This window comes from Clostridium transplantifaecale (assembly GCF_900626075.1).
Taxonomy (GTDB): Bacteria; Bacillota; Clostridia; order Lachnospirales; family Lachnospiraceae; genus Otoolea; species Otoolea transplantifaecalis.
In genome coordinates this window covers 71070-97101 of the sequence record NZ_UYZY01000010.1, presented here as the reverse complement: position 1 = coordinate 97101, position 26032 = coordinate 71070, and the positions used below count along the sequence as shown (strand labels likewise).

Sequence of the window (26032 nt, the reverse complement as noted above, 5' to 3'; positions counted from 1 at the left end):
GTTAGTACCATTATGTACTCCAACGAGCGCAAGCGTTTCCCGCAGGAACTTTTTCTGCCCGGATTCCCCGCCCGCGATACCCTGACGCCCGGGACGAAAGACTCATCGATCCCCCTCACCACCCCGGCCCCTGGCCTGACGGCGGCGTCCTTATTTCTCAATCAAATCCTTATTTCAATGTCTTATCATACTTCTTATGGTTGAAAATCAATATTGCACAGCTTACCGTCGTCCCCAGCATGATAATTCCGGCAAACATACCGCCAAAGTTAGCAATGATCTTTACTCCGTTTACGCCTACCGTTGCAATCATAATATAAGCAAGTGTCATAACGATAATACCCCAGGCAATTTTTAACCAGGATGGCGCTTCCGGGCTGTCCGGTGTAATTCCCTGTGTGGAGATACCGGCCATAGCCGTCATATTGGAATTGCAGGCCGTTACAACGGATAAGAAGATGAGCAGCAGGAACAATGGAATAATAATCTGTGAGAACGGCATACTTCTCAGCATGGAATAGGGAACTGCCTCCACGCCAACATTATTGTATACGCCAACCAGATCAACGGCTCCGCTGACCTGTGCAAATAATGAGTTTCCACCGACGAGAATCATCCAGAGCGCACTCACCAGTGCACATACGCCAACGTATAACCCCAGCGTCTGCTTTACCGTTCTTCCGTAAGCGATACGGCCCATGAAAGCTCCCGATGTCGGCGCCCATGCCATCCAACTTGCCCAGTAGAAGGTGGTCCACCACTGCGGCCACTGGCTGTCGGCAGAAGCTCCCGTCAGCAGGGATTTTTCAAAGAAGTTGGCAATAAATCCGCCGAACGCCTCTGTTCCCAGGTTAAATACAAACGCCGTCGCGCCAAAGAATAACAGGAAAAGCAGGAAAATAACATAACCGTATACGTTAATATCGGCGCAGAGCTTGATGCCCTTCTGAAGTCCGGAAACCGCCGTGGCAATAAAGATAGCCGCAATTACAACCGCAACGATCAGCCACATCGATGCATTGCTGGGGATACCAGTGAGTTCGGCGATTCCGCCGGACATATTCATAATACCCTGTCCCAGTGAACCCGCCATACCTGCTCCGATACAGAATAATGTCATGGCGTCGATAATCTTGGATGTATTTTTATTTTCTGCAAATTTTCCCAGTGCCGGAGCCATCTCAGAGGTAATTGAGAATGGCCTCTTTGCATTATAATACATAAAGCCGAACACAACCGCAGGCACCGTATAGATTGCGTAAGGAATAAAGGTCCAGTGTAAGAACATTGTCTCCATGGAGAACTTGAGGGCCTCGCTGCTCATGGGAGCGATTCCGGTCAGTTCCGTAGGAGGCGCGCTGAAATGTGCGATTGGCTCCGCGGGTCCCCAGAAGAGAACTCCTGCCGCCATCGTTGTCGTCAGGGCAATAGTAAACCATGAAAATGTAGATATCTCAGGTTTGGCATCCTCGCCGCCTATCCTGACATTTCCAAATTTTGAAAAAGCGGCTGCGATAGCTACCAGAACCGTTCCCACTGCGATAATGCTGAATACCCAGCCCACATTGGCAATAATCCAGTTATTTACGTTATTAATCAGGTTTAAAAATGTATCCTTGCTCACAAGGCTGACAATAACAATCAGAAGCAGCAGTATGAATGGCGGAAAAAATGTCATTTTCCGAAGCTGCATTGTACTCTTTTTATTCTTTTCCATGAAACGTTCCTCCTCCATCTCCCTATTGAGCCGACAGGATATTGTAATCTTCCGGATGACGGTCAATCAGAACCGTATTAAAATCGCGTTCTTTGCCAACCCTGTCCAAATCGATTTCCTGATATAAAATACCTTCTTCCTCTACTCCAAAGGCTGCCAGCACTTCCCCTACCGGGCTGATAACCTGACTTTTTCCTGCAAATATTTCTTCCCCACTCTGCCCGCAGCGGTTCACGGCCGCTACATAGAACAGATTGTCAAGAGCGCGGCAGGCCAGATTCAAATCCCACCACTCTTTAAAATAATGGCTGGCTCTCCATGCGGCGGGAACCAGCATCAGTTCCGCTCCCTCAAGCGCAAGGATCCGGCTTGTCTCCGGAAAGCATGCATCATAACAAATCACAATACCGATTTTCCCAAGTTTTGTATCCCAGACCGGATATTTCTTTCCCCGCTGGAAATAAGTACGCTCATCACCTACCGGATGAGTCTTTGAATAAGTTCCTTCTATGTTTCCCTCGTCATTTATCAGAACAGCCGTATTTTCAACTTCCCCGTTATCTGCCGCGAATATAATCGGCGCCACAAGATAGATTTTAAGCTCTGCGGCCAGTTTCCGCATCCGCGTAACAGACGGCCCCTCCAGCGTTTCCGCCATTTCCTTCATGGCCGGAATATCGGTTCCCAGATATCCTGTATTAAACGCCTCCGGCAGACAAACTAACGACGCTCCGTTTGCAGCTGCCTCCCTGACCATCCGGGAAGCCTTTTCTATGTTTGCTTCCTTATCCAGAAAATCACAGTCCATCTGAACCATTGCCAGCTTATATTGTTTCACCCTTTTCCCCTCCTCTTTTATGAGCCAGGAGACCGGGTGATCCGGTCTCCTGTTTTAAAATCCGCCAAAAAACTTATGACATCTTTTATTACTTCATTGATTTCTTCTTTCTATTTACTATAAATATTTTTTGAAGAATTCAGCTAACGCATCTGCCAGTGCCTCGAATTTTGGATCCCCGTCAAACATCCACTCGTTGTGTTTACCTTCTACATAGTAAAGCTCCTTCGGCTCATTTGCAAGGCGGTATGCCTCTTCCGCCTCGATCTTGTCGTGAAGCTCATTGTATCTTCCGTGGCCTACAAAAACTGCCTTCGGCGCCAGTTTCGGAAGTGTGGCTTCTATGTTAAAGCGGATAAAGGATTCTGCATATGCACTGGACATCGGAGTTGGGAATTCCTCTCCATTCGCCTCATTAGCCTGCTCGGAAACGCCTCCGTTGATTTTTTTCAGGGTCTGATCTACGTAGAAATCTCCGCTCTCATCAATGTTTGGATAGAACTCGTAAGGATGTCTCAACACCAGATCTCCTGTCGTGGCACGTGTAATCTTATCCTGCTCAAGAGCCCTCAGCATCTTGTTGTACTTATCATTTCCCATACCCATTCGCATCCAGCGTACGCCGTTTACAAAAGAATTCAGGGTGGCAACGGCCTTGACCGCCTCTTCTCTTGCCGTAACTTCCACGCAGACAGCTCCGCCTACGCCCCAGCCGATTAAACCGATTCTCTTCGGATCAATTTCCGGCTGTGCCTTCATGAAGTTTACCGCTGCCGCAATATCTTCCACTTCTCTTTCCAGGGTCGTGTATTTCTCGGTTCCCTCACTCGGTTTAAATCCGCGGTAATCAAATCCCATGCAGACATATCCTCTCGCGGTCATCGCTCTTGAGAATAAGGCGGGATATACCATATTCAGTCCTGTCCAGCCGGAGTTGGCAATGATACACGGCCTCTTCTCTCCCTCCTTATAGTCATCGGGAAGATAAACAGTTCCCACCATCTTGTCGCCTTCACTGTAAAATACTACATCTCTTGTTTTCATAACTTTCTCTCCTTTTTGATTTTTCTCATGATATGTTTTCTTGATTTCTTTATTTCTTTGCTGTAACAACACTATACACCCTATAAAAGAATATTTCAACCTTTTTATTTTAAATATTTGTTTTTCATCCTTTTTAACAAATTAAATAATCTTTTTTGTTCATTTTATACATAAATAAATTTGAAATTCTTTTTTTTAATAAAATTAATTTTGTTTTAATTCATAATCATTTGACACCGTTTTATCCCAGCCGTATAATAAACACAAGAATATCCAATGGAGGTATTGATTATGGAAAATAATATCATCGACACAATCACTCAAATCAAAGATGTACTGCCTAAAAAGCAGAGAACCTTATGCAATTTCATTGTTTTAAATTATATAGATGCAGGAATGATGACGGTGGCGGAACTGGCGGAACATTCCGGTGTGGGGCCTACCACTGTGATGCGTCTCGTAAAAACACTTCATTTTGACAGCTACAGCGATTTTCGCCGCGCACTGCTTAATGTCTCCCTGAAAAATAATGCCTCTTCCTATATAGGAATTAAAAACAGCTTTCAAACCGTAGCCAGCCACTCGGATTCCGATATTTTACACACGCTCTGGTTTGACACCACCCATACAGTTGAAAACTTTATAACGCCCAAGAACATTGAACAAATCGATAAAGCCCTCTCCCTTATGATGCAAAGCTCCCGTATTAATTTACTTGGCCTGCGCTCTTCCCGGACAGCTTCGCTTTATCTTGAATCTGCGATCGACCGTTTCTATCCCCATGTAAGGCAGCTCAGCGATGAAAGCGAATTTTTATACGATAAAATTTTCCGCCTGACACCGGAAGAGGATGTGATTGTTATCTTCTCCGCCTGGCCCTGTACGAAGCGCACCATCGACGCCTCAGCCGTATGCAGGGACAGAGGCATACCGATTATCCTGATTACCAATACCTCCCTCAATCCGATTGCACGGTATGCCGATATCATGATTGATACCAACTCGGTAAATGCAGGCTGCGGGATCCTTCCTTTTATGTTTATCGCGGAAGCTCTTACCGCAGGACTCGTCCGCCGGCTGGGACCGGATTCCATGAAGATACTCGAGGAACTGGAAACAGAGTTGGAAAAGGTCGATATCTTTATCCGATAAATAAATCTTCTTATAAGGACAGGCCGTGCCTTCTCTGCACGGCCTGCGGCTATAAAACGGAGGGCATACCGCCTGCAGCTTAATGATAAAGCTGAACGGTATGCCCTCCGTTGATTTTTATCAGGGTCTGATCTGTGCATAATTCTCCGCTGGCGCCCAGCTGATCGCAGGCTATGTACCTTTACGGCAGACTGATTATACCTTAACGTTTTATTTCAATTCAGCGATAATTTCCGCTTCACCGGCTCTGAGCTGATCCATCGGCATATTATAACTGCCATACCTCAGCTTGCAAAGCAAAAGCATTCCGATTCCAATCGCCGTCAGTACCGCTCCCACCGGAAGGGTCCCTACCTGAACCGCAAATACAGGCACCATGGTTACGATAAACAGTTCAACGATAGATTGAAGCGTATATGCCGTTCCAAAATCATCCAGAGTTCCGCTCTTCATCTCCGGATCAACAATACGAAGGAGGGTTACACCGATTGCTACGACACCGGTGATATATCCGAATATGAAAATGGAGCGTTCAAACCAGAAGTTTCTGAACAGTTTTCTTCCCACAAAGAATACGAGAATACATGGCCAGGCGATTCCTATGATGCAAAGCACAATAATCGGCCCAATATATTCAAGTACAACCGACATTTTAATTGTTGCTATTCCAAATGCCACCAGATAATCGGTGACACCGCTGCCGATTCTGTCTACGATTTTTTTGTCAACATAATTTCCGTATCCTATTTTGTTGAGGAGCGTCTGAATCGCAACTCCGGCCAGCATTGTAAGGCACATCATCGGAACCTCAATATTAGGCATATACGGTTTATATAACTGGTAGGCGCCGTATCCGATTCCGGTAGCCATCAGAATTAATGCCACATGCCAGGCCAGCGGATCCATTGCCATCGGATGTATTGTCTCATCACCCATGGAAGTCCTTTTTTCTTCCGGTATCATACCCGTTTTGCATTCCTGGGGCAGTGAACCGATATTTTTAATTAATCTTGTCGCGCCTTTTCTTGTTGCATAGTTAATACAGATAATCCCCCCAAAGATTCCCGACAAAAGTCCCAGGGTTGCAAATGTCTGTCCGATAATAACGCAGTCCTCACGTCCAAGGAGTCCGTTTAAAGTTCCTCCAATCGCCGCCGCATAACCATGTCCCCCCATGAATCCGGCCGGAAGAAGTACACAGATCTGATTAAAAGTGGAAGGGAACAACACCATCATCAAAGCGCCGCCAATCAGACATGCAATTCCGAAGCAGACAACTTCACTTGACATGTTGATAAGAAATGTATCCCCCACCTTTGCTACAATTTTCTTTAAATTGAGTTTCTCTGTTTTTCCTAGGAATAGTCCTGCAAACAATACACACACCAGCAGGTATGCATAGGAACCTGTCTGGCTGCTGAAGGGCACAATATTTATAAACTGTTCTCCGCAAAACAGGGCCAAAAAACCCGCAATAAGAGATGACGGGATATAAAAATTCTGGAAAAACTTTATTTTGCTTCTCATCATCTGTGCCAGAAACAGAAAGACCGATATCAGGCAGAAATCAATCAACATGGAATACGGATCAAAATTCATCTTTTAAAAACCTCCTCTTAGTTTTTGCTCATTCAATTAACCGATTAATCAATTAAATCGATTATATATCCCGAATAAGAATATTTCAACCTTTTATATCCAAAAAGAATATCTTTGTTCCTTTTTATAGAATTTTTCATTCTTAATTTGTCTATTTTTCCCAATAAAAGCATCTAAACTTCTTTATAAAACGGCATTTTTTATCTTTTACGCTCTTTAAAACTGTTTAATATTTTATATAAACAAAATATTTTTATTTTTTTCGTTTGTTCCATTGTATTAAAGCGTATAGCATCTTTAATACAGATTATTTTTTCTTTATTTTTTATATTTAATATTTACTAATTATAAAAAAGATGATATCATCTATTTAATCAAAAAAGAATAATATTTCCACAAGGAGGCATTATGGAACGTTCATACTTTATTTCGGATTCATATCGTCAACAATCCAAAGAACTCATTAAAGGCGGTTATGATCTTCACACCCATACTGAGCCCTCTGCCTTTCACCGGGCCCTGGATGACTTTGAACTGATCCAGGAGGCTGCCGATGCCGGGATGGCCGGCGCCATGATTAAAGCCCATTACGGCTGTACCGCCTCGAGAGCCGCACTGGTAAATCTTCACAGTCACTGTTCTGCCAAAGCATACGGTGGGCTGGTTTTAAATCATCCGGTCGGCGGCCTGAACCCTTATGCAGTTGAAAATTCGCTGAAAATGGGGGCCGTGATTATCTGGATGCCCACCAGAGATTCGGAAAATTGCCTGAAGTATGGAGATATGCCGGGAGATTTTTTCGCACGCCCAGGAATTACAATTTTTGAAGAAAACGGGAAACTGAAGAAAGAAATTTTTGAGATTTTTGAGATTGTAAAAAAATATGGCGCTTACCTAGCAACAGGCCATCTGAATTCGGAAGAATCCTATGCCTTATGTAAGGAGGGCCGCCGGTACAGCGTCAATATGATACTGACACACCCTGAATGGGACCGCACCAAATCCACCGGAAATATTCAGAAAGAGCTGGCCGGTACCGGTGTGCTGATTGAAAAAAACTGGCTCAACATTGCCGAAGGCTCTGTCTCCGCCCAGGAGATGGCATTCAACATAAAAAAGGTGGGCGCCGGCCGTGTCTATCTGGCCACCGACCGCGGACAGGCCGGCTTCGAACATCCCGTTGAGGGAATGCTGCGTTTTATTGAAACACTGCTGGGCGAAGGTTTTACCGGACAGGAGATTAAAACCATGCTCTGCACTGTCCCCGGATATATTGTAAACAGGACTGCCCTCTGATAGTCCGGATGTGCTTTACCGGCAATTCCCACACCAATGGAAATGCTCCCAAGGCTGATTACACGCTTTGGGAGCATTTATACTATTGCTGTTTCTATCATACTCAGGCGGCCATTGTACTTCCTGTACATATTCCTCCGCCTTATTCAGCTTCCTCTTTCACCCCGTATTCCAGGTAAAGCATTTCCCTGAATTCACGGTCGTCCGCCGCTTTAAGGAGATCATCCTGACGGGAATCTTCCAACAATCTCTTGGCCAATATGGAAAAGGACTTTTCACCCTCCTCACGGCCTTCTTTTACCCCCTCCTCACGCATCTGTCTCATCGTCTTCTCTTCGTCATACTCATAAATGCTCACTTTCATCGCCTCCGCTCTATTGTTTTTCAGGAACTCTGCCAGCACATTGTCCCTGATACACTCTTCCACCGCAAGCTCCACTGCATTCTTAAGGCTCATCGTCCCCGCATAGGTTCTCACGCGCTCCGTATACTCTGCATAATCCCCCAGGGTTTTGCAGGCCGTCAAAAGCCTCTCATTGTGTCCCTTATTGATATTGAGAAGGATCGCCCTCAGCTCCAATGAATATTCCTCTTCCGCCACTGTAAATGCTTCCGACAACTTCATCTCCTGTAAATCGCTGATTTCCTTCCGCCCATTATAAAAAATAACAAACCGGGGAGTAGGGAGCTTTACGAGCTTTGTTCCGTAAAGATTCTCTTCTTTCGTCAGCACCGAATATAAATCCGTCGCATACATCAGGCACCGCAGCGGAAGATTCGGGCTGTATGTTGACTGATGTTCATACAGTGTCAGCCTTGAATCAATAATAAATGAAAGATCATTGCGCATCGACATATAAATTGCATTTTCCAGCGTATTAACTTCTAACTGCTCGGGATCCTCATATGCTGTTCCGTTTACCGCATTATACAGTGCGAGCAGTTCCTTTCTGTCACTGAAAATCATCTCAAACAGCCTGGCCTTGTAAGCTCGTCTGGCTCCTGTGCCATACCCGCTCTCTCTTACAAAGTTTTCCCTGTTCCGCATTTTTTTCATTCCGTACCTCCTTTGTAACGCTGAAAGGTTGTCTACAAACCTTACACCGTCTTCTGTAACAGCAGGAGGCCTCCGCCGCTCAACGATATTCCGGAAACCTCTCTGCATGATATAAATGGGTTCTGCAAAGCATCAAGATTTCCTGAAAATCTAAGTTTAAGAATTGACTTAAGACGCGGTTTACCGCTTGAAATGTTAAGAAATATTATGCTTTAGATTTAGTATATCACATGAAAAACAATTTTTCTATCCGGCAATTGATACCGGATAAAATTATATTATCATGGCGTTTCAGTCCGCTCTCTGCCGTCAGTAACGTCATACCCCGGATCGTTTTACCCAATAAAGAGTCCGGCCAGCCGGACTCTCGCGCCGAGCGCGGCCGCATAGCGGCATATTACATCTTCGCGCGAGTGCGCATCCTGCCCGGAGGGCTGTTTATATCATAGGAGCACTTTCCTATGATGATTAAGGTGTCAAAAGACACGTTAATCCTATGATATGAAAAAGGGCGGGATACGGCGCTCTTTTCCTGCTGCCGTATCCCGCCCTGATTTGGCGGCAAAGATTCGCCGCCTTATATCATAAGCGTTTCAAAGCGCCGTGTTCAGGACGCCCCTCATACTCATATCCCCTTATAGCTTTGCACATTACTGCGCTTTATACTTACCGTATCTTCGAATCTGTAACATCCCGGCAGATTTTTGTCTGCTGCCGGTTTTACATTCTGATTTTCATCCACTCAGCAACCTGGGTTCTGATTCCCTCGGCGTCCAGACCGTATTTCCGAAGAAGATCCTGAGCCGGGCCTGATTCGCCGAACGTATCACGGATACCGATTTTATAAACCGGCACCGGGAACTGCTCTGAAAGCACATCACATACCGCACTTCCGAGGCCTCCAATGATAGAATGTTCCTCCACGGTCACAACTCTGCCGGTCATTCCTGCCGAACCGATTAAAAGTTCCTCGTCAATTGGCTTGATGGTATGGATGTTAATTACCTCCGCACTGATGCCGTCCTCTTTCAAAAGTTCCGCCGCCTCTAAGGCAGCCGAAACGCAAAGGCCGGTTGCCACAATTGTAACATCCCTGCCGCGTTTCAGAACAACGCCTCTTCCGAGTTCAAAACGGTAGTTTTCGTTGTCGTTGATAACCGGAACCGCCAGACGTCCAAAGCGCAGGTAAACCGGTCCGTTATATCTATAGGCCGCCTCAACTGCCGCCCTGGCCTCCACATCATCGGAAGGATTTACAACCACCATACCCGGAATTGTACGCATCAGAGCGATATCCTCGTTGCACTGATGGGTTGCCCCGTCCTCACCGACGGAGATTCCGGCATGGGTTGCCGCTATCTTGACGTTCAGATGCGGATAACCGATGGAGTTGCGGATCTGCTCAAACGCCCTCCCTGCCGCAAACATCGCAAAGGTGCTGGCAAACGGAACCTTTCCCGTCGTTGCAATGCCTGCTGCAATTCCCATCATATTGCACTCTGCGATTCCGCAGTCAATATGACGCTCCGGAAATTCCTTCTTAAAAATTGCCGTCTTCGTAGCCTCCGCAAGATCGGCGTCCAGTACAACCAGATCTTCATGTTTCCTTCCCAGTTCTGCCAGAGCATTACCGTAGCTTTCCCGGGTTGCGATTTTCTTCTTATTTTCCATCTGCGCCACCCGCCTTTTCCTGATTTGATGCCGCCCCGCCCGAAACCGGAGCATCCAGAGCCGCTCCCGCCTCTTCGAGTTCTTTCATGGCCTTTTCGTATTCCTCGTCATTCGGGGCTTTGCCGTGCCAGGAAGCTACGTTTTCCATAAAGGATACGCCTTTTCCTTTGAGCGTATTTGCTATGATGGCCGTCGGCATGCCTTTGACCGTCTTTGCCTCATCGAACGCTTTCTTAAGCTGCTCCATGTCGTTTCCATTTTCCACGCAGATTACATGGAAATTGAATGCCTCAAATTTCTTGTCAATCGGGTACGGGGAACAGATGTCTTCAATGGAACCGTCAATCTGAAGATTGTTGTTATCCACGATAACCGTCAGATTATCCAGCTTTCTGTGTCCGGCAAACATTGCCGCCTCCCAGACCTGTCCCTCCTGGATCTCTCCGTCTCCAAGCAAAGTGTATACGTGATAAGAGTCGCCGCTCATCTTAGCGGACACCGCCATGCCTGCCGCTGCGGAAATACCCTGTCCCAGGGAACCGCTCGACATATCCACACCGTTAATATGTTTCATGTCCGGGTGCCCCTGAAGGTAGGAGCCGATATGTCTGAGTGTTAAAAGATCCGCTTTGGGGAAATATCCTCTTTCGGCTAACACGGAATAAAGCCCCGGCGCATTGTGGCCTTTGGACAGTACAAAACGATCACGGTCCGCCTTTTTCGGTTCTTTGGGATCAATGTTCATCTCCTCAAAATAGAGATAGGTAAAAATATCTGCCGCAGACAGGGAGCCGCCCGGATGGCCGGACTTTGCTGCATGGACAGCCGTCACGATTCCCTTGCGGACCTCGTTTGCTTTTTTCTTCAGTTCTAAAATTTCCATTCCGGATTCCTTTCCTGGAGCTTATTCCTAAATTATTTGCCGAATACAGCCTCATAATCGGCTTTAAATTTCTCAATTCCCTGATCGGTCAGAGGATGTTTTATCATCTGCATCAGAACCTTGAACGGAACGGTGGCGATATCTCCGCCGGCCTTGGCACACTCTGTAATGTGAAGAGGATGTCTGGTTGATGCGCAGATAATTTCAGTGGAAATCTCCGGGTAATTATCGAAAATCTGAACAATATCATAGATGAGATCGGTTCCGCTTGTAGAAATGTCATCCAGTCTTCCAAGGAATGGGGAGACATAAGATGCGCCTGCCCTTGCCGCAAGAAGAGCCTGGTTCGCCGTAAAAATCAGGGTAACATTTGTCTTGATTCCTTCGGAAGAAAGCACTTTAACTGCCTTAAGACCTTCTGCCGTCATTGGAATTTTAACTACCATATTTGGATGGATCTTTGCAATCTCGCGGCCTTCTGCGATCATATCTTCAGCATTTACCGTAGTAGCCTTAACTTCGCCTGAAATCGGACCGTCTACGATGCTTGTGATCTCCTTTATAACCTCATTAAAATCACGTCCCTCTTTTGCAATCAGGGATGGGTTCGTAGTTACGCCGCAGATAATTCCCATGTCGTTTGCTTCTCTGATTTCATCTACATTCGCTGTGTCGATAAAAAATTTCATTTCTGCTTCCGCCTTTCATTCTCCATATTTATTTTGCTGCTGTTTACTGCTTGTTTCGCCGCAGACTGAATTGCAGCATTTGCCTACCACAATATTTTACTATATTTTTCCCTATATGCAATCATATTTCAATAAATTCCTAAAAAATGGGGGATTTAGTTGAGATGTGAGGACGCCTCTGTAAGACGGCGGACGGGGGAGTGGGAGGGTGTGTTTGAGTCTTCAGTCCCGGTTGGTAGGATGTCGTGAGGGGAATCCAGGAGAAAAAATTCCTACGGGGACTCGCTTTCGCTGGTGGAATGCGCAGCGGATGCTAGATTCGAAAAGACCTCATCAAGCACCGGCGGATTCCAAGGTCTCCCTTCGGAAAGTTTTCTCCTTCCTTCCCCGGGCAGGTTGTCGGCGGGACTGAAGACTCAGCGAAGGTTATTGCCCCGTCCGCCGGCTTCAGGGGCTGATTGTCCCTTTTGTCAAGTGGGGGGGAGGTATTGTCGCGTCCACGATATAGTTGTAACTAGTTTACATTCTGACGACATCCCGGGCTGCATAAAAAGAGTATCAGAATAAACACTCTAAGATTATAAAATTATAAGTTTACATAGTCTCATAGTGAACAGGATGTAGTTTTCAGGCATCCTGAGAAACGTAGTGGCAACAACAAGCGCCTCCCCCATTGAAGGAATAGGACAGAACAGCCGCCGCAGGCCGGGGGCCGGGCAGCCATCTGGGCTGAGTCTTTCGTCCCGGCCATAACCTTCCTGCGGGGAAGAAGGGAGAAAAAGATTCCGGAGGGAACCTGGGAGTTCATCGGCACTTACCGAGGTCTTTTCGAGGTTAGTGACCGCTATGTACTCCAACGAGCGCAAGAGTTTCCCGCAGGAACTTTTTCTGCCCGGATTCCCCGCCTACGACAACCTGACGCCCGGGACGAAAGGCTCATCGCTCCCCCTCACCATCCCTGCCCCCGGCCTGACGGCGGCGTCCTCATTTCTCAACTCCCCCCTGCCCATAATAGGCATTGGGGCCGTGTTTTCTCATATAATGCTTATCTAAGAGGCACTGGGGGGCAGGCTCTACCTGTGGGTTAATCTGTTCACACCGCGCCGCCATCTTCGCCACCTCTTCTAAAACCACCGCATTGTGCACCGCATTAAACGCATCGGTTCCCCAGGTAAAGGGACCATGGTTTTTACAAAGCACGCAAGGAACCGCCATGCAGTCCAGCTTTCTTTCCTCAAAAGCGTCCGCGATCAGGATGCCCGTATTCCGTTCGTAGTCCTCATCCAGCTCTTCTTTTGTCAAATTCCTGACACATGGGATGCTGCCGTAGATGTAGTCGGCGTGGGTCGTACCGTAGCACGGGATATCCCTCCCAGCCTGCGCCCAGGATGTCGCCCATGGGCTGTGGGTATGTACAATTCCGCCTATCTGCGGAAAACGGCTGTAGAGTTCCAGGTGTGTTTTCGTATCGGAGGAGGGGTTCATATCTCCTTCTACTTTATTGCCTTTTAAATCCATTACCACCATGTCTTCCGGGGTTAAATCTCTGTAATCTACGCCGGACGGCTTGATTACAAACAGGCCTCTCTCACGGTCAATCCCTGAGACATTTCCCCAGGTGAAGGTGACCAGGCCGTATTGCGGGAGCTGCATGTTGGCTTCGTATACTTTCTTTTTCAGGTGTTTCAGCATAATTTTTACCTCTAAGTTGGATTTTTTGATGCCGGACTTTGCATCCGTTTTGCACTGATTAAGGCACTGTCCCGGCTGCCTTTTCTGGTGTCCGGTTAGTCCGGGCACTCGTCCGGCGGCGCTGGATTACTGCATTTTTATGCTTTCTACTGCCGCTCGTTCTGCGGCAAGACCTTCTTTGTAGCGTGCGATAAAGGCGTCGAATCCTTTTGCTCCTGCCTCGTCCGGTTCGATCCTGACTGCTTTTTCACCGGCGAATACTTTTGTGTCCAGGAAGTGATCCAGGGTCTCGTTTTCTTCTTTGTCCCGCATGTAGGATGCAAGAACGGCGATTCCCCATGCGCCGCCTTCTCCGGCTGTTTCCATTACGGATACCGGCACTCTGGCAGCGTCGGCCATGATTTTCTGGCCTACGCCTTTTGTCTTGAAGAGGCCGCCGTGGCCCATCAGGTTGTCGAGGGTGACGCCCTCCTCCCTGAACAGGATATCAAGACCGATTTTCAGGGTGGCCAGGGAACTGTAAAGGTGGGTACGCATGAAATTAGCCAGGTTGAAACGGCTGTCCGGGGTGCGCATGAACAGAGGGCGTCCCTCCTCAAATCCGGTGATTGGCTCTCCCGACAGATAACAGCAGGAAAGCAGGCCGCCGCAGTCGGCATCCCCTTCCAGCGCCTTATTGTACAGGGTGGCGAACAGTTCGTTCATATCCACCTTCATTCCTATTGCCTGTGAATATTCTTTAAACAGGTTTACCCAGGCGTTCAAATCCGAGGTGCAGTTGTTGCAGTGGACCATTCCCACCAGGTTTCCGGACGGTGTCGTCACCAGATCGATCTCCGGATAGACTTTGGACAGTTCTTTTTCCAGGACTACCATAGCGAAAACAGATGTTCCCGCCGACACGTTTCCGGTTCGGACCGCTACGCTGTCGGTGGCCGTCATTCCGGTTCCCGCATCCCCCTCCGGCGGGCAGAGAGGAATTCCGGCCTCCAGAAGGCCCGATGCATCCAGAAGCGCCGCTCCCTCTTTTGTCAGTGTTCCTGCCTCCTCTCCGGCTGTCAGAACCTCGGGAAGAATGCTGCAAAGTTTCCACGGATACCCCTTCGGGGCAGTCAGAGCGTCAAACTGCTCTGTCATTGTAAGGTTATAATTTCCCGTTGCCGTATCGATCGGGAACATACCGGAGGCATCTCCGACTCCCAGAACCTTCCTGCCCGTCAGTTTCCAGTGGATGAAACCGGCCAGGGTGGTCAGATAAGCGATATCAGGAAGATGTTCCTCACCGTTTAAAATTGCCTGGTAGAGATGGGCAATACTCCAGCGCTGAGGAATGTTGTAGCCGAAAAGCTCCGTCAGCTTTTCTGACGCCTCCTGTGTGATTGTATTTCTCCATGTCCGGAAGGGAACAAGAAGCTCCCCGTCCTTATCAAATGCCATATAACCGTGCATCATGGCGCTGACCCCGATAGAACCGGCCGTCTTAAGTTCCAGGCCATATTTTTCTTTCACATCGCGGGCCAGATCACCGTAGCAATCTTTAAGGCCCGTCATGATATCGTCCATTGTGTAAGTCCAGATATTATTTACCAGACGGTTTTCCCAGTCATAGTTTCCCTGTGCAATGGGGGCCATGGTTTCATCGGTCAGCACGGCCTTAATTCTCGTGGAACCGAACTCAATGCCCAGCGCCGTTTTTCCCTCTGCGATACTAAGTTTAATCTGCTCTATGCTATGGCTCATTCTCATCATCCTTTATTTTTGATAGTATGAACAGGTTCGGACAGGGCATCTTCCTGAATGGATTCTCCCCTGCCCCGAACTGTTACCTGAATTTGTAGTATGCCTCGTTCCATCTCAGCTCATTTCTGAACTGGCGGATATTTGTATCCTTATCAATATAAACGGCCTCAATACCCATGCAGGCAGCCCAGTCACCCATCTGCTCGGCTGTCAGGTCATAAGAGAACGCGGTATGGTGTGCTCCGCCCGCGTAAATCCATGCCGCCGCTCCTGTTTCCAGGTTTGGTTCCGGTGTCCAGAATGCGGTTGCCACAGGCAGCTTCGGCATTTCTTTCTCCGCTTTCTTTACTTCCACATCATTGATAATCAGACGGAAACGGTCTCCCAGGTCGATGAGTGAAGTTGCCACACCATGGCCCTCCTTTGATGTGAACACAAGTCTCGCCGGGTCTTCCCTGTCGCCCATGGAGAGCGGGCACTCCTTGATTGCAATTTTTCCGTCGGCAATCGTCGGGCAAACCTCCAGCATATGGGCCTGAAGAATTCCCTCGCGGCCTTTCACAAGGTTATATGTATAATCCTCAAAGAACGTCGTTCCTTTGGCATCCTTTGTATTAGCCGCCATGATCTTCATCAGGCGCACCATAGCCGCCGTCTTCCAGTCGCCCTCCGCACCGAAGCCGTAGCCTTTCTCCATCAGCCTCTGAATCGCGAGGCCCGGAAGCTGTTTCAGTCCTCCCAGATCACCAAAATGAGTTACAATAGCCTGATAATTCTTCTCTTCCAGGAAACGCTCAAACCCAATCTCTATCTGGGCCTGAACCGCAGCGTGGTCACGGAACTCCCTCTCATCCCTGCCCTCCAGCAGAATATCATATTTATCATAATATTCTTCCACCAGGGTATCGGTATCCGCCTTGGAAACGGCATTTACCGCGTCCACAATCTCATTGACCGGATAAGCGTCAATCTCCCAGCCAAACTTAATCTGTGCCTCCACCTTATCGCCATCCGTAACAGCCACATTTCTCATATTATCGGCCACACGCATCACGCGGATGTGGGAAGACTCCATCACGCCTACCGCCGTGCGCATCCAGGACGCCAGTCTTTCCTGAACCTCCTCATCGGCCCAATATCCTACAATCACCTTTCTCTCAATTCCCATCCTGCTGACAATATGACCGTACTCCCTGCCGCCGTGTGCCGACTGGTTCTCATTCATAAAATCCATATCAATCGCGTCATAAGGAATTTCCCTGTTAAACTGGGTATGCAGATGGCAAAGAGGCTTCCTGTACTCCTGAAGTCCCAGAATCCAGCTCTTAGCAGGAGAAAACGTATGCATCCACGTAATCACACCCGCACACTCCGGATCCTGATTCGCCTCATTAAACGTCCGGCGAATCACCTCATTCGTAATCAAAGTAGGCTTCCAAACCACCTCAAACGGCAGCTTCCCACTCTTATTAAGCTCCTCCACAATCACCCTGGAATGCTCCGCCACATGCGCAAGACACTCCTCCCCATAAAGATCCTGAGACCCGGTACAAAACCAAAATTTATAATTCTTCCCTGTAACAAGCATTCATTTATCCTCCTGATATTCATCCTAAAAATAACATCAATCATAAAAAAGCAGCACTTCAAACTTTTTACTGCCAATCAGCGGCGAAACACTCACTTTGCTAATCTCTCATAGCCACTCAGCAGCGAAACACTCACTCTGCTAACCTCTCATAGCCAATCAACAGCAAACACTTACTCCGCTAACCTTTCATACCCGTCCCACACAAACTTACGCTCCACGCTTCAACACACTCAGACCCCAGCCACCAAAGCAGCGGCCGCCACCCTGTCTTCCCCCTTTGAGAGAATCGTGGAGCAGCGGAAGTGGATACTGCCGACCACCTGCCCGGCGGAGGGAGAGAGGGGAACGTCCGGCTGCCGTTGTTCAAGAGCCGATAGTTCTTAGTCGGAAAGCGGAGAAGCGGACCGGGCGGATTTTGTACCACGAGTACAAAATGCGGGACAACGGAGCATCAAATTCATCAGAATTTGGTGCGGATTTGTCCGAACCCGGTTTGGTTCTTCGATTTCCGACTTAGAACTATGTCTCGAAGAACACAGGCGGCCGGACGTTCCCCTCTCTCCCTCCGCCCCGCGACCCCTGCCACCGCAGTATCCATTCACTCCATCCCGCCATTCCTCAACTACTTTTTCTTCTTCATCATCGTCAACACCGACTGCAGCACAATGAAGAAGCACAGCAGAGCCGCAATCGTAATCCTGGTCCACCAGGAGGACAATGTGCCCTGGAATGTGATAAATGCCTCAATCGTCGCCTTAATCATAACGCCGAACAGCGTTCCCACCACGTTCCCGACACCTCCCGTAAGGAGCGTTCCGCCGATAACCGAGGATGCGATGGCGTCCATCTCAAAGCCTTTAGCCTGTTCCACGAATCCGCCCAGTGTGTTAAGGCAGAAGAGAACGCTTCCGATTCCGCATAAAAATCCGTCTAAAACATAAGCTTTCAGTTTAACCATGCGCACATTCAAACCAAGCATAAGGGAAGACTGCTGGTTTCCGCCCACTGCGTAAATGCTGCGGCCGAACTTTGTGTATTTCAGCATGATAAACGCAAGCACGAGAAGCGCGAGGGCTATTACAACGGTCGGATAGATATACGGCTGAATCATCATGCCTTTTTTATTCAGATATCCGCCGAATGGAAGATAAATCTTCGCTTTCGCCCATGCCATAAAAGTTTCGTTGGTAATACTGATCATATCTTTTGAAATAATCGCCGTCATACCTCTGGCAAAAAACATGCCCGCCAGCGTTACAATAAATGGCTGGATATCCATATAGGCGACCAAAAATCCCTGTACAAGGCCGAACACGATTCCCGTAATCAATACGATAATAACGGCCGGAACGGCTCCGATGCCGCCTTTTTCCATCATCCATGCAAGCATCATGCAGCCCATAGCCACGAAGGAACCGACGCTGATATCAATTCCGCCCGTAATCATTACAATCGTCATGCCGATGCCAACTACAATCAGTCCGGCGTTGGAGATGAAAAGATTTAAAAAGTTCTGTGTCTTGGCAAATCCCTGGTCTTTAAACAGTACGCATCCGATTCCATACATCACAAAGAAAAGCACAATTGTAATCAGGAGAAGGAAGCTGGTCTGGTTCAGTTGTTTCTTATTCTTCATTATGCTGCCTCCTTTTCCGATGCAAGTCTTAATTCTTTCTTTTTGGCAAGAGATTTACGCCACCTCTCAAATCCCGGTGACTGGAGCGTTACAATAATCACAACGACAATCGCCTTGTATACCGGCACCTGGTCGGAAGAAACGTGCATCGCGTAGAGCGTGGTCGTCAGCGCCTGGATGGTATAAGCTCCGATTACAGAACCTGCAATGGAGAATTTACCGCCGCCCAGTGAGTTGCCGCCGATGGCAACGGCCAGGATTGCATCCAGCTCCATGTTAAGACCGATGTTGTTGGCATCCGCCGAGTAAATACGGCTGGATGAAATCAGCCCTGCAAGACCGGAGCAGAGACCGCAGTACGCATAAGTAAGGAAAATAATCATGACCGATTTGATGCCAATCAGCCTGGAAGCCCTCTTGTTAATGCCGACGGACTGGATATACATGCCGAGGGCCGTCTTCTTCAATATAATTGATGTCACTGCCACAACTACGATTGCCACGATAAACGGCGTCGGAACCGGGACTCCCGGGAAGGAGGAACCGAGAATCTTGTAACTGTCGACACGGACATAAGTAATCTGTCCGTCTGTAATCAGCTGGGCGATACCTCTGCCCGCCGTGAACATAATCAGTGTTGCAACCATCGGCTGGATATTCAGTTTGGAAACGAGAAATCCGTTAAAGCAGCCGATGAGAATTCCCACTGCAATGGCAGCGATAAATCCCAGAAACAGCGGGTTGGCAAATTCCGTCGCCGCCCTTTCGCCGCCCGATAAGATATTACAGCAAACTGCCGCGCTCACCGCCATGATGGCGCCGACGGAAATATCGGTTCCGGCCGATGAGGAAACGACAAGAGTCATGCCGATTGCCAGAATAACAAGCTCCGAAGCACGGTTGATAATGTCGATAATGTATCCGTAGAGCACCCCGTCCCTGAGCGAAATGGCAAAGAAGTTCGGTGTCGTTACGACATTGACGAGCAGTACCAGAGCGAGGCAGAAAATCGGCAGGAACAGCCGCTGTGATGTTATTTTCTTTAAAGTATCATTTTTCATATTACTGACCTCCTGCAATGGTTGACATAATCGTTGACTGGTTCATTTCTTCCCCGTCCAGCTCCCCGACCTTTGCGCCGTCACGCATAACTACCATGCGGTCGCAGGTTCTGAGCATTTCCTCAATTTCAGAAGAGATAAATACCACAGCCATGCCCTCTTCCGCCAGTTTCACAACCAGCTTCTGAATCTCCGTCTTAGTGCCGACGTCAATACCTCTGGTGGGCTCGTCAAGAATCAGGAAATCAGGATTGGTCAGGAGCCATCTTCCGATAATTACCTTCTGCTGGTTGCCGCCGGACAGCGATTTAATCGGCGTTTCCCGGCTGGCCGTTTTAATCTGGAGCATTTCAATATATTTATCTGTATATTCTTCCTGCTGCTTTTTACTGAGCAGGCGGAACATGCCGCGCTTTGCCTGAAGAGCCATAATCAGGTTTTCCCTGACGGACAGATCCGCGATAATCCCCTCGTTCTTCCGATCCTCCGGCAGGTAAGCCATGCCTTCATTCATTGAAACAATCGGATGTTTTGCCGTTATTTTCTTTCCCTTGATGGAGAGTTCTCCCTCGTCGGAGCGCTCCGCCCCGTAAATCACCCTGACCGTCTCCGATCTTCCCGAACCGAGCAGTCCGGTAAAGCCGATTACTTCTCCTTTATGGATCACAAGGTCAAATGGTTTTATGTAACCTTTCTTTCCAAGTCCGGCCGCCTTAATGACAATATCGTCCTCACCGTGTACGGCCTCGGCTCCTTTTTCCTCCTTGATGGCTGCCAGGTCGTCGAAATCCTTGCCCATCATCTTGGCTACAAGCTGTACTCTCGGAAGCTCTGCTGTTGTATATTGGCCTACCAGCTGGCCGTTTCTGAGCACCGTAATTTTATCGCATACCGCATATACCTGCTCGAGGAAATGCGTAACGAAGATGATTCCGACCCCCTCCGACCTGAGTTTCCGCATCAGGTCAAAAAGCTTCTCCACCTCTCCGTCATCCAGCGAGGATGTCGGCTCATCCAGAATCAGCACCTTAGCCGACATATCCACGGCCCGGGCAATTGCAATCATCTGCTGGATTGCGATGGAGTAATTGTCAATCGTCTTCGTAACGTCTGCATTTATATCAAGGCTGTCTAACAGCTCACTTGCTTTCCTGTTCATGGTCTTCCAGTCGATCAGGCCCCCTTTTCTCGGTTCCCTGCCGATAAATAGGTTTTCCGCCACCGTCAGGTTCGGACAGAGGTTGATCTCCTGATAAACGGTACTGATACCTTTCTGCTGCGCTTCCTGAGGGCTGCGGTTGATGATGGTGTGATCACAGCCGTCGATCATGATTTCCCCTGTTTCAAACTCCTCTACTCCTGTCAGAACTTTAATCAGCGTGGACTTGCCTGCGCCGTTTTCACCCATCAGGGCATGTATCTCACCTTTTTTGAGGGTGAAATCCACATTCTGCAGAGCTTTTACACCTGGGAATGTCTTATATATGTGCCTCATTTCAAGAACGGAATCCTTTTCCATAAAAGCTTTGCCTCCTTTTTTACACACAAAAGGAGACGCAGGGAGGAAACCTAAGCCTCCGGCCCCACGCCTCCTGATTACTAAATCAATATTGGCCTATGTAGATATGTTTAATTAGTATGCTCTTTCTTTTAAGATGTTCTCAAGATCCATGCTTGTATCGAAGTATGCTTCGTCTACGTACTGAATCTTCTCAACTGTCTCGCCTTTTTCCAGCTTCTGGATAATTTCAGCTACACGTGGTCCGTGAAGCGGATTGCACTCGAATGTTGCGTTTAAGTCGCCTGCGATCATGGATTCAAATGCTGCCTTAACAGAGTCGAAACCAACTACAATGATGTCGCCCTCTGGTCCGCATGTTTTGCCTGCTGCCTTGATGGCATCGATTGCGCCGAATGCTTCGTTGTCGTTCTCACAGATAACTACGTCGATATCGTCATAGCTCTTTAAGAAGGACTCCATAACTTCCTGGCCTTTAGCCTGTGTGAATTCACCTGTCTGCATATCAAGCATTTTCCAGTTGGAATGATCTTTCAGGATGTTTGCAAAACCTTCCGTACGGCCAACCTGAGCAGATGCGCCGATGGTACCCTGAATTGTTACGATGTTGATGTCTTCGCTTTCGCGTCCCTGTGCTTTTAAGTAATCAGCCAGCCAGTTTCCGCATGTCTCGCCTTCTTTTACGAAGTTTCCGCCTACCCATGCTTCAAAGAGGGAATCGTCGGATACCTGCATCATACGGTCGGAGAGAATAACCGGGATGCCTGCTTCTTTAGCTTCTTCAAGAACGGTTTCCCATCCTGTTTCAACTACAGGAGCTACTACAATGTAATCTACATCCTGCTGGATGAAGGAACGGATTGCCTTAATCTGGTTTTCCTGTTTCTGCTGAGCGTCATCAAAAATGAGCTTGTAGCCGTTTTCTTCTGTAAATGTAGATTTGAAAGACTCTGTATTCGCGGTTCTCCAGTCAGACTCGGCGCCAACCTGTGCGTATCCGACTGTGATGAGCTCCTTGTCACCTGTCTCTGCTGCTGCCTCTTTTGCCTCTGTCTCTGCATCTGCGGCTGGTGCTTCAGTCTCTGCAGGCGCTGCCGCCTCAGTTGCCGGTGCCGTTTCTGCCGGTTTGCTGGAGCATGCTGTCATGGACACTGCCATTGCTACGGTAAGAGCTGCTGATAAAAATCTTTTTTTCATAGTACTTCTTCCTCCTTGTTTTTGGGTTACATTTGTCGCTGTTTTCTGTTTCGTCCGGTGAAAAGAATCTTGTCTTTCCATCGTCTGTACAAAGTGAAAAGTATTTTTTACTTATCATCTTTATGTTTATATTATAAAAGATGCCCTGCAATTTTTAAACAGAGCATCTTTTGAAAAAGGTTAAAATTTTTACACTGTTTTCCACCTATTTCCCGGATTTCCCCCCGGTCAAGAGAAAAAACTTGTGATTTTTTTCGAAAAGTTTATGATTTTTTTCGATTTTCTTTTAAAAAGCTTCCCAGGTACACTTTAATACAGGTTCCCACGTCGGGTTCCGACTCAACCGTGATGTCGGCTCCCTCTCCATAATACATCCTGATCCGCTGCGCCACATTATTCAAACCGAAACCGCCCTTTTTGCTGACCTCGATATTTCCGTTTCCCTTAAGTTTCTGTCTCAGGCGGCGGAGCATCTCCTCATCCATTCCGATTCCGTTGTCCTCCACTTCAAAGACGATTCCGTTTCTGTCCTCATAGCCGCGTACGATAATGGAACCGCCTCCCCGTTTATTTTTTATCCCGTGGTACAGGGCATTCTCCACAATCGGCTGGAGGATCATCTTGAGTACAATCTTGTCCTTAATTGACGGTTCAATATTGATCCTGTAGTCCAGGATGTCCTCATATCTAATTTTCTGGATTTTCAGATAGCTGCGGATATGGGACTCCTCCTCGGCTATCGTGATAAAATCATTGCCGCCCGAGAGCACCGTCCTGAAGAAATCGCTCAGATCAGTAGTCATCTCCACCACCTGCCGGTTATTGCCGCCCTCCGCCATCCAGACAATAGAATCCAGCGTATTATAGAGAAAATGAGGGTTAATCTGTTCCTGGTGGAGCTTCAGCTCCGCCTCCCTGAGGTTCTTCTGCTCCTGCCTCGTCTTCTCCATCAGCCCCGCAATCTCGTCGCTCATCCTGTTCAGTGTCCTGCCGAGCACATTGATTTCCTCCAGGCCGCACATCTTTGCCCTGGCCTCCAGCTCTCCGCGTCCCAGCCGTTCTGCCGTCTGCTTTAAATTGTTGATGGGGTTGGTCACCGACTTTGTGATCATCACCGAGAGCGTAAATCCGACCACCAGGACTCCGGCGAGAAGCGCCAGAAAACCGCCTACAATCTGTTTTGTATGCAGTTCAAGCTCCTTCTGCAAATCTTCCATTTTAAGGATCTCATAGTAATTATACTGTGTGATATAGTCCTGAATCATGGAACAAAGGCCCTGGATGTCATTTTCCCATATGTTAAAATTTTCATCGTAGGTTCCGGCCAGCTTGGAATTCCCGATCATCTTGTTCACCGCTTTTTCCAGAGAATCCAGGCAGGATAAAATTCCCCGGATTTTGATATCACTGTCCGATCCCGGTGTCCGCTCCACTGTATTTGAAAAAGCATACCGGGCGGAATTAATCAGATTCACCGGATTCTTGACTACGGTCGCATACCGGCTTTCTCCTTCTATAATATCGCCGTTCTCAAACTGCCCCGCGTCAATCAGGCCAATCATAACGCGGTACATGGAATATTCCATCTCTTCTTTAAATTTAAGATTATACTCGTTGGCAACTTTCACGTTGGCCATGATATTTTTATAGGAATTGGAATAATTTTGGATCATGACGAGTATGCCCAGCACCATCCCGGTCAGGGGGATTGCTATGACAAAAAGCAGGAGGGTCAGGCGCATTTTCAGCGTTACCTTTCTAAGCCCCGTTCTCCTGTCCTCGGACTGATTCATTGTCTCCCGCCTGCTGTTCTCAGTTATCATTTTTAACTTCCTTTGCTTTGAACTCCTTGGGTGACTGGCCCGTTGTCTTTTTAAAGGTTGAACTGAAATAATGGGGATCATTATATCCCACACGCTCCCCAATCTCCGCTGTCCTCAGCGTCGTACACTTTAAAAGCTCACAGGCCTTGTCAATTCTGACCTTGGTAAGATATTCAACAAAGGACTGTCCCGTCTCCTGTTTGAAGATGGAACTGAAATAGCTCGGGCTGACTCCGATATGGTTGGCTATCATATTCAGGGAAAAGTCGCTCTTGCTATAGTTTTCCGCAATATAATCCCTGGCCTCCCGGATCAGTGTGCCGTACCGGTCATTTGAAACCCTGTCCCTCATCGTCAGTGCGAAGACAAAAAGATCCTTCAGATACATCAGCGTCGTCTCAACACTCACAATCGCCTTGGGAATCAGTTTAATATCCCGGCGCTCCTCCGGCACATCCTCCGGCTGGACGTTAATTCCTTTCATAAATTCCTGGACACAGTAAAAGATATCCATCACCATATACTGCCGGAGCAGGAGGGACTTATAATTATGTTCTCCCACGGCCTGAAAATACTCATCAACAAAAAGAGCGCACTCATCCAGGGAACCCAACTTCAGAAAATCTTCTATCAGCTTCCGGTCCACCCCGCTGTAATCGGTCTTGTCCAGAAATTCCGTATATTTTTCATAGCTGACAAAATACCGCTCCAGGAGCCTGCTCTTCTCACGCTCCTCCCTGACGGTTTCCGCCACCTTCTTAAGCGCGTCAATCAGGTTTACCGATGTGACCGGTTTTAAAAGATAATCGCTGATTCCTATTTTAATAGCCTCTTTGGCGTAGTCGAATTCATTATAACCGCTCAATATGATAATCTTCGTCTGGGGCAGCGCCTTTTTCACAAGACGGCTGAGTTCCAGTCCGTCCATAAACGGCATTTTCACGTCGGTCACAAGGATGTCCGGTTCCGTCTTTAAAATGAGAGGATAGGCATATTCTCCATCCCCCGCTTCTCCCACAAATTCAAATCCGTTGGCATTCCAGTCGATATTGTCGCGGATCCCGCGGCGTATGATGGCCTCGTCCTCTACTAAGAATACTTTTATCATAATTCCCCCTGTGCCAGACCCTTCCGGAACCTGGTATGATGTTTAAGCAGATGTTGTAAATGCGTCCCCATGTGTCTGGATGCATGTATTATTTTTACATCATATCATATGAAGGGAGGAATTGCCAGATAAGGAAATAGGGATTTGATTGAGAAATGAGGACGCCGCCGTCAGGTCAGGGGCCGGGGTGGTGAGGGGGATCGGTGAGTCTTTCGTCCCGGGCGTCAGGGTGTCGTGAGCAGGGAATCCGGGCAGAAAAAGTTCCTGCGGGAAACGCTCGCGCTCGTTGGAGTACATAATGGGACTAACCTCGAAAAGACCTCGGTAAGTACCAATGAACTCCCAGGTTCCCTCCGGAATCTTTTTCTCCCTTCTTCCCCGCAGGAAGGTTATGGCCGGGACGAAAGACTCAGCCAGGACGGCTGCCCGGCCCCTGGCCTGCGGCAGCTGATTTGTCCTTTTTCTTCAATGGGGGAAGGCACTTGTCGCTGCCACTATGTAGTCGTGAATCTTTACCTTTTGAAGGTGTTTCAGGCTGAATTCTGAGATAAATCTAAAGCTGATTTTTTATGATTAATCAAAAATTTCAATGGTAATTTAAAGATAGGTCAGGCGCCAAAACTCAGATTCATCAATTTAATACCATATAGGGAGACATTCTCCTGGAATTCGAGGAAACGTAGTGGCAGCGACAGTATCTCCCCCTTTTGAAGGAATAA

General features: G+C 47.9%; 20 protein-coding genes and 1 pseudogene. 3 read left to right on the top strand and 18 right to left on the bottom strand.

Translation table 11 applies throughout. The annotated features are described in order from the left end of the window. A pseudogene (locus EJL91_RS24810) lies at positions 1 to 204 on the top strand (hypothetical protein); the annotation flags it as partial. Here the strand turns inward: EJL91_RS24810 and EJL91_RS24425 are convergent. From EJL91_RS24425 to EJL91_RS24415, 3 genes are all read right to left on the bottom strand, one after another. After that, positions 170 to 1717, bottom strand: coding sequence for a BCCT family transporter (locus EJL91_RS24425; protein ID WP_125144588.1), 1548 nt, complete (start codon positions 1715 to 1717; stop codon positions 170 to 172). The pseudogene EJL91_RS24810 and the gene EJL91_RS24425 overlap by 35 nt on opposite strands. A gap of 22 nt (positions 1718 to 1739) precedes the next feature. Then, entirely contained in the window at positions 1740 to 2555 is an 816-nt protein-coding gene (locus tag EJL91_RS24420) for a carbon-nitrogen hydrolase family protein (RefSeq protein WP_125144587.1), read from the bottom strand. Positions 2556 to 2672: 117 nt separating this feature from the next. After that, positions 2673 to 3671, bottom strand: a complete 999-nt coding sequence (locus EJL91_RS24415) for an alpha/beta hydrolase (RefSeq protein ID WP_279230065.1) — start codon at positions 3669 to 3671, stop codon at positions 2673 to 2675. A gap of 219 nt (positions 3672 to 3890) precedes the next feature. Between EJL91_RS24415 and EJL91_RS24410 the strand changes: the two genes are divergently transcribed. Next, the gene (locus tag EJL91_RS24410; protein WP_125144585.1) at positions 3891 to 4751 is read left to right on the top strand and encodes a MurR/RpiR family transcriptional regulator; all 861 of its coding nucleotides are present in this window, start codon (positions 3891 to 3893) and stop codon (positions 4749 to 4751) included. Positions 4752 to 4961: 210 nt separating this feature from the next. Here the strand turns inward: EJL91_RS24410 and EJL91_RS24405 are convergent, their stop codons facing one another. Further along, entirely contained in the window at positions 4962 to 6350 is a 1389-nt protein-coding gene (locus EJL91_RS24405) for a sodium/glutamate symporter (RefSeq protein WP_125144584.1), read from the bottom strand. A gap of 408 nt (positions 6351 to 6758) precedes the next feature. Here EJL91_RS24405 and EJL91_RS24400 point away from each other — a divergent pair, with 408 nt between their 5' ends. Then, positions 6759 to 7646, top strand: a complete 888-nt coding sequence (locus tag EJL91_RS24400; protein WP_125144583.1) for a DUF6282 family protein — start codon at positions 6759 to 6761, stop codon at positions 7644 to 7646. Between the two features lie 142 nt (positions 7647 to 7788). Here EJL91_RS24400 and EJL91_RS24395 read toward each other — a convergent pair whose 3' ends face one another. From EJL91_RS24395 to EJL91_RS24330, 14 genes are all read right to left on the bottom strand, one after another. Beyond that, on the bottom strand, positions 7789 to 8703 hold the full coding sequence (locus EJL91_RS24395; RefSeq protein WP_341467058.1) for a hypothetical protein: 915 nt from the start codon (positions 8701 to 8703) through the stop codon (positions 7789 to 7791). 720 nt (positions 8704 to 9423) lie between these two features. Then, positions 9424 to 10374 carry a transketolase family protein gene (locus EJL91_RS24390; protein WP_125144582.1) on the bottom strand — a complete coding sequence of 317 codons (951 nt, stop codon included), beginning with the start codon at positions 10372 to 10374 and terminating at the stop codon, positions 9424 to 9426. Continuing rightward, a complete protein-coding gene (locus EJL91_RS24385; protein WP_125144581.1) occupies positions 10364 to 11257 on the bottom strand; it encodes a transketolase in 894 nt (297 codons plus the stop codon). The genes EJL91_RS24390 and EJL91_RS24385 overlap by 11 nt, the downstream gene beginning before the upstream one ends. A gap of 32 nt (positions 11258 to 11289) precedes the next feature. Next, entirely contained in the window at positions 11290 to 11946 is a 657-nt protein-coding gene (gene fsa, locus EJL91_RS24380; protein WP_125144580.1) for a fructose-6-phosphate aldolase, read from the bottom strand. A 984-nt stretch (positions 11947 to 12930) separates the two neighbouring features. Then, positions 12931 to 13638 carry an L-ribulose-5-phosphate 4-epimerase gene (locus tag EJL91_RS24375; protein WP_125144579.1) on the bottom strand — a complete coding sequence of 236 codons (708 nt, stop codon included), beginning with the start codon at positions 13636 to 13638 and terminating at the stop codon, positions 12931 to 12933. Positions 13639 to 13764: 126 nt separating this feature from the next. Continuing rightward, entirely contained in the window at positions 13765 to 15378 is a 1614-nt protein-coding gene (locus EJL91_RS24370; RefSeq protein WP_125144578.1) for a xylulokinase, read from the bottom strand. Between the two features lie 82 nt (positions 15379 to 15460). Next, complete coding sequence (gene araA / locus EJL91_RS24365) at positions 15461 to 16966, bottom strand: L-arabinose isomerase (RefSeq protein WP_125144577.1); 1506 nt, start codon at positions 16964 to 16966, stop codon at positions 15461 to 15463. Between the two features lie 625 nt (positions 16967 to 17591). Continuing rightward, positions 17592 to 18605 carry an ABC transporter permease subunit gene (locus EJL91_RS24360; protein ID WP_125144576.1) on the bottom strand — a complete coding sequence of 338 codons (1014 nt, stop codon included), beginning with the start codon at positions 18603 to 18605 and terminating at the stop codon, positions 17592 to 17594. Continuing rightward, positions 18605 to 19666 (bottom strand): ABC transporter permease, encoded by a 1062-nt coding sequence (locus EJL91_RS24355; RefSeq protein ID WP_125144575.1) that lies wholly within the window; start codon positions 19664 to 19666, stop codon positions 18605 to 18607. The genes EJL91_RS24360 and EJL91_RS24355 overlap by 1 nt, the downstream gene beginning before the upstream one ends. Position 19667: 1 nt before the next feature. Beyond that, on the bottom strand, positions 19668 to 21185 hold the full coding sequence (locus EJL91_RS24350) for a sugar ABC transporter ATP-binding protein (protein WP_125144574.1): 1518 nt from the start codon (positions 21183 to 21185) through the stop codon (positions 19668 to 19670). Positions 21186 to 21299: 114 nt separating this feature from the next. Next, positions 21300 to 22382 (bottom strand): ABC transporter substrate-binding protein, encoded by a 1083-nt coding sequence (locus EJL91_RS24345; protein WP_125144573.1) that lies wholly within the window; start codon positions 22380 to 22382, stop codon positions 21300 to 21302. 263 nt (positions 22383 to 22645) lie between these two features. Further along, the gene (locus EJL91_RS24340; RefSeq protein WP_243125557.1) at positions 22646 to 24205 is read right to left on the bottom strand and encodes a sensor histidine kinase; all 1560 of its coding nucleotides are present in this window, start codon (positions 24203 to 24205) and stop codon (positions 22646 to 22648) included. Continuing rightward, the gene (locus EJL91_RS24335) at positions 24195 to 25313 is read right to left on the bottom strand and encodes a response regulator transcription factor (RefSeq protein WP_125144572.1); all 1119 of its coding nucleotides are present in this window, start codon (positions 25311 to 25313) and stop codon (positions 24195 to 24197) included. The genes EJL91_RS24340 and EJL91_RS24335 overlap by 11 nt, the downstream gene beginning before the upstream one ends. 99 nt (positions 25314 to 25412) lie before the next feature. Continuing rightward, positions 25413 to 25610: a hypothetical protein gene (locus EJL91_RS24330; protein WP_125144571.1), complete on the bottom strand. Its 198-nt coding sequence runs from the start codon at positions 25608 to 25610 to the stop codon at positions 25413 to 25415. Positions 25611 to 26032: the final 422 nt, after the last annotated feature.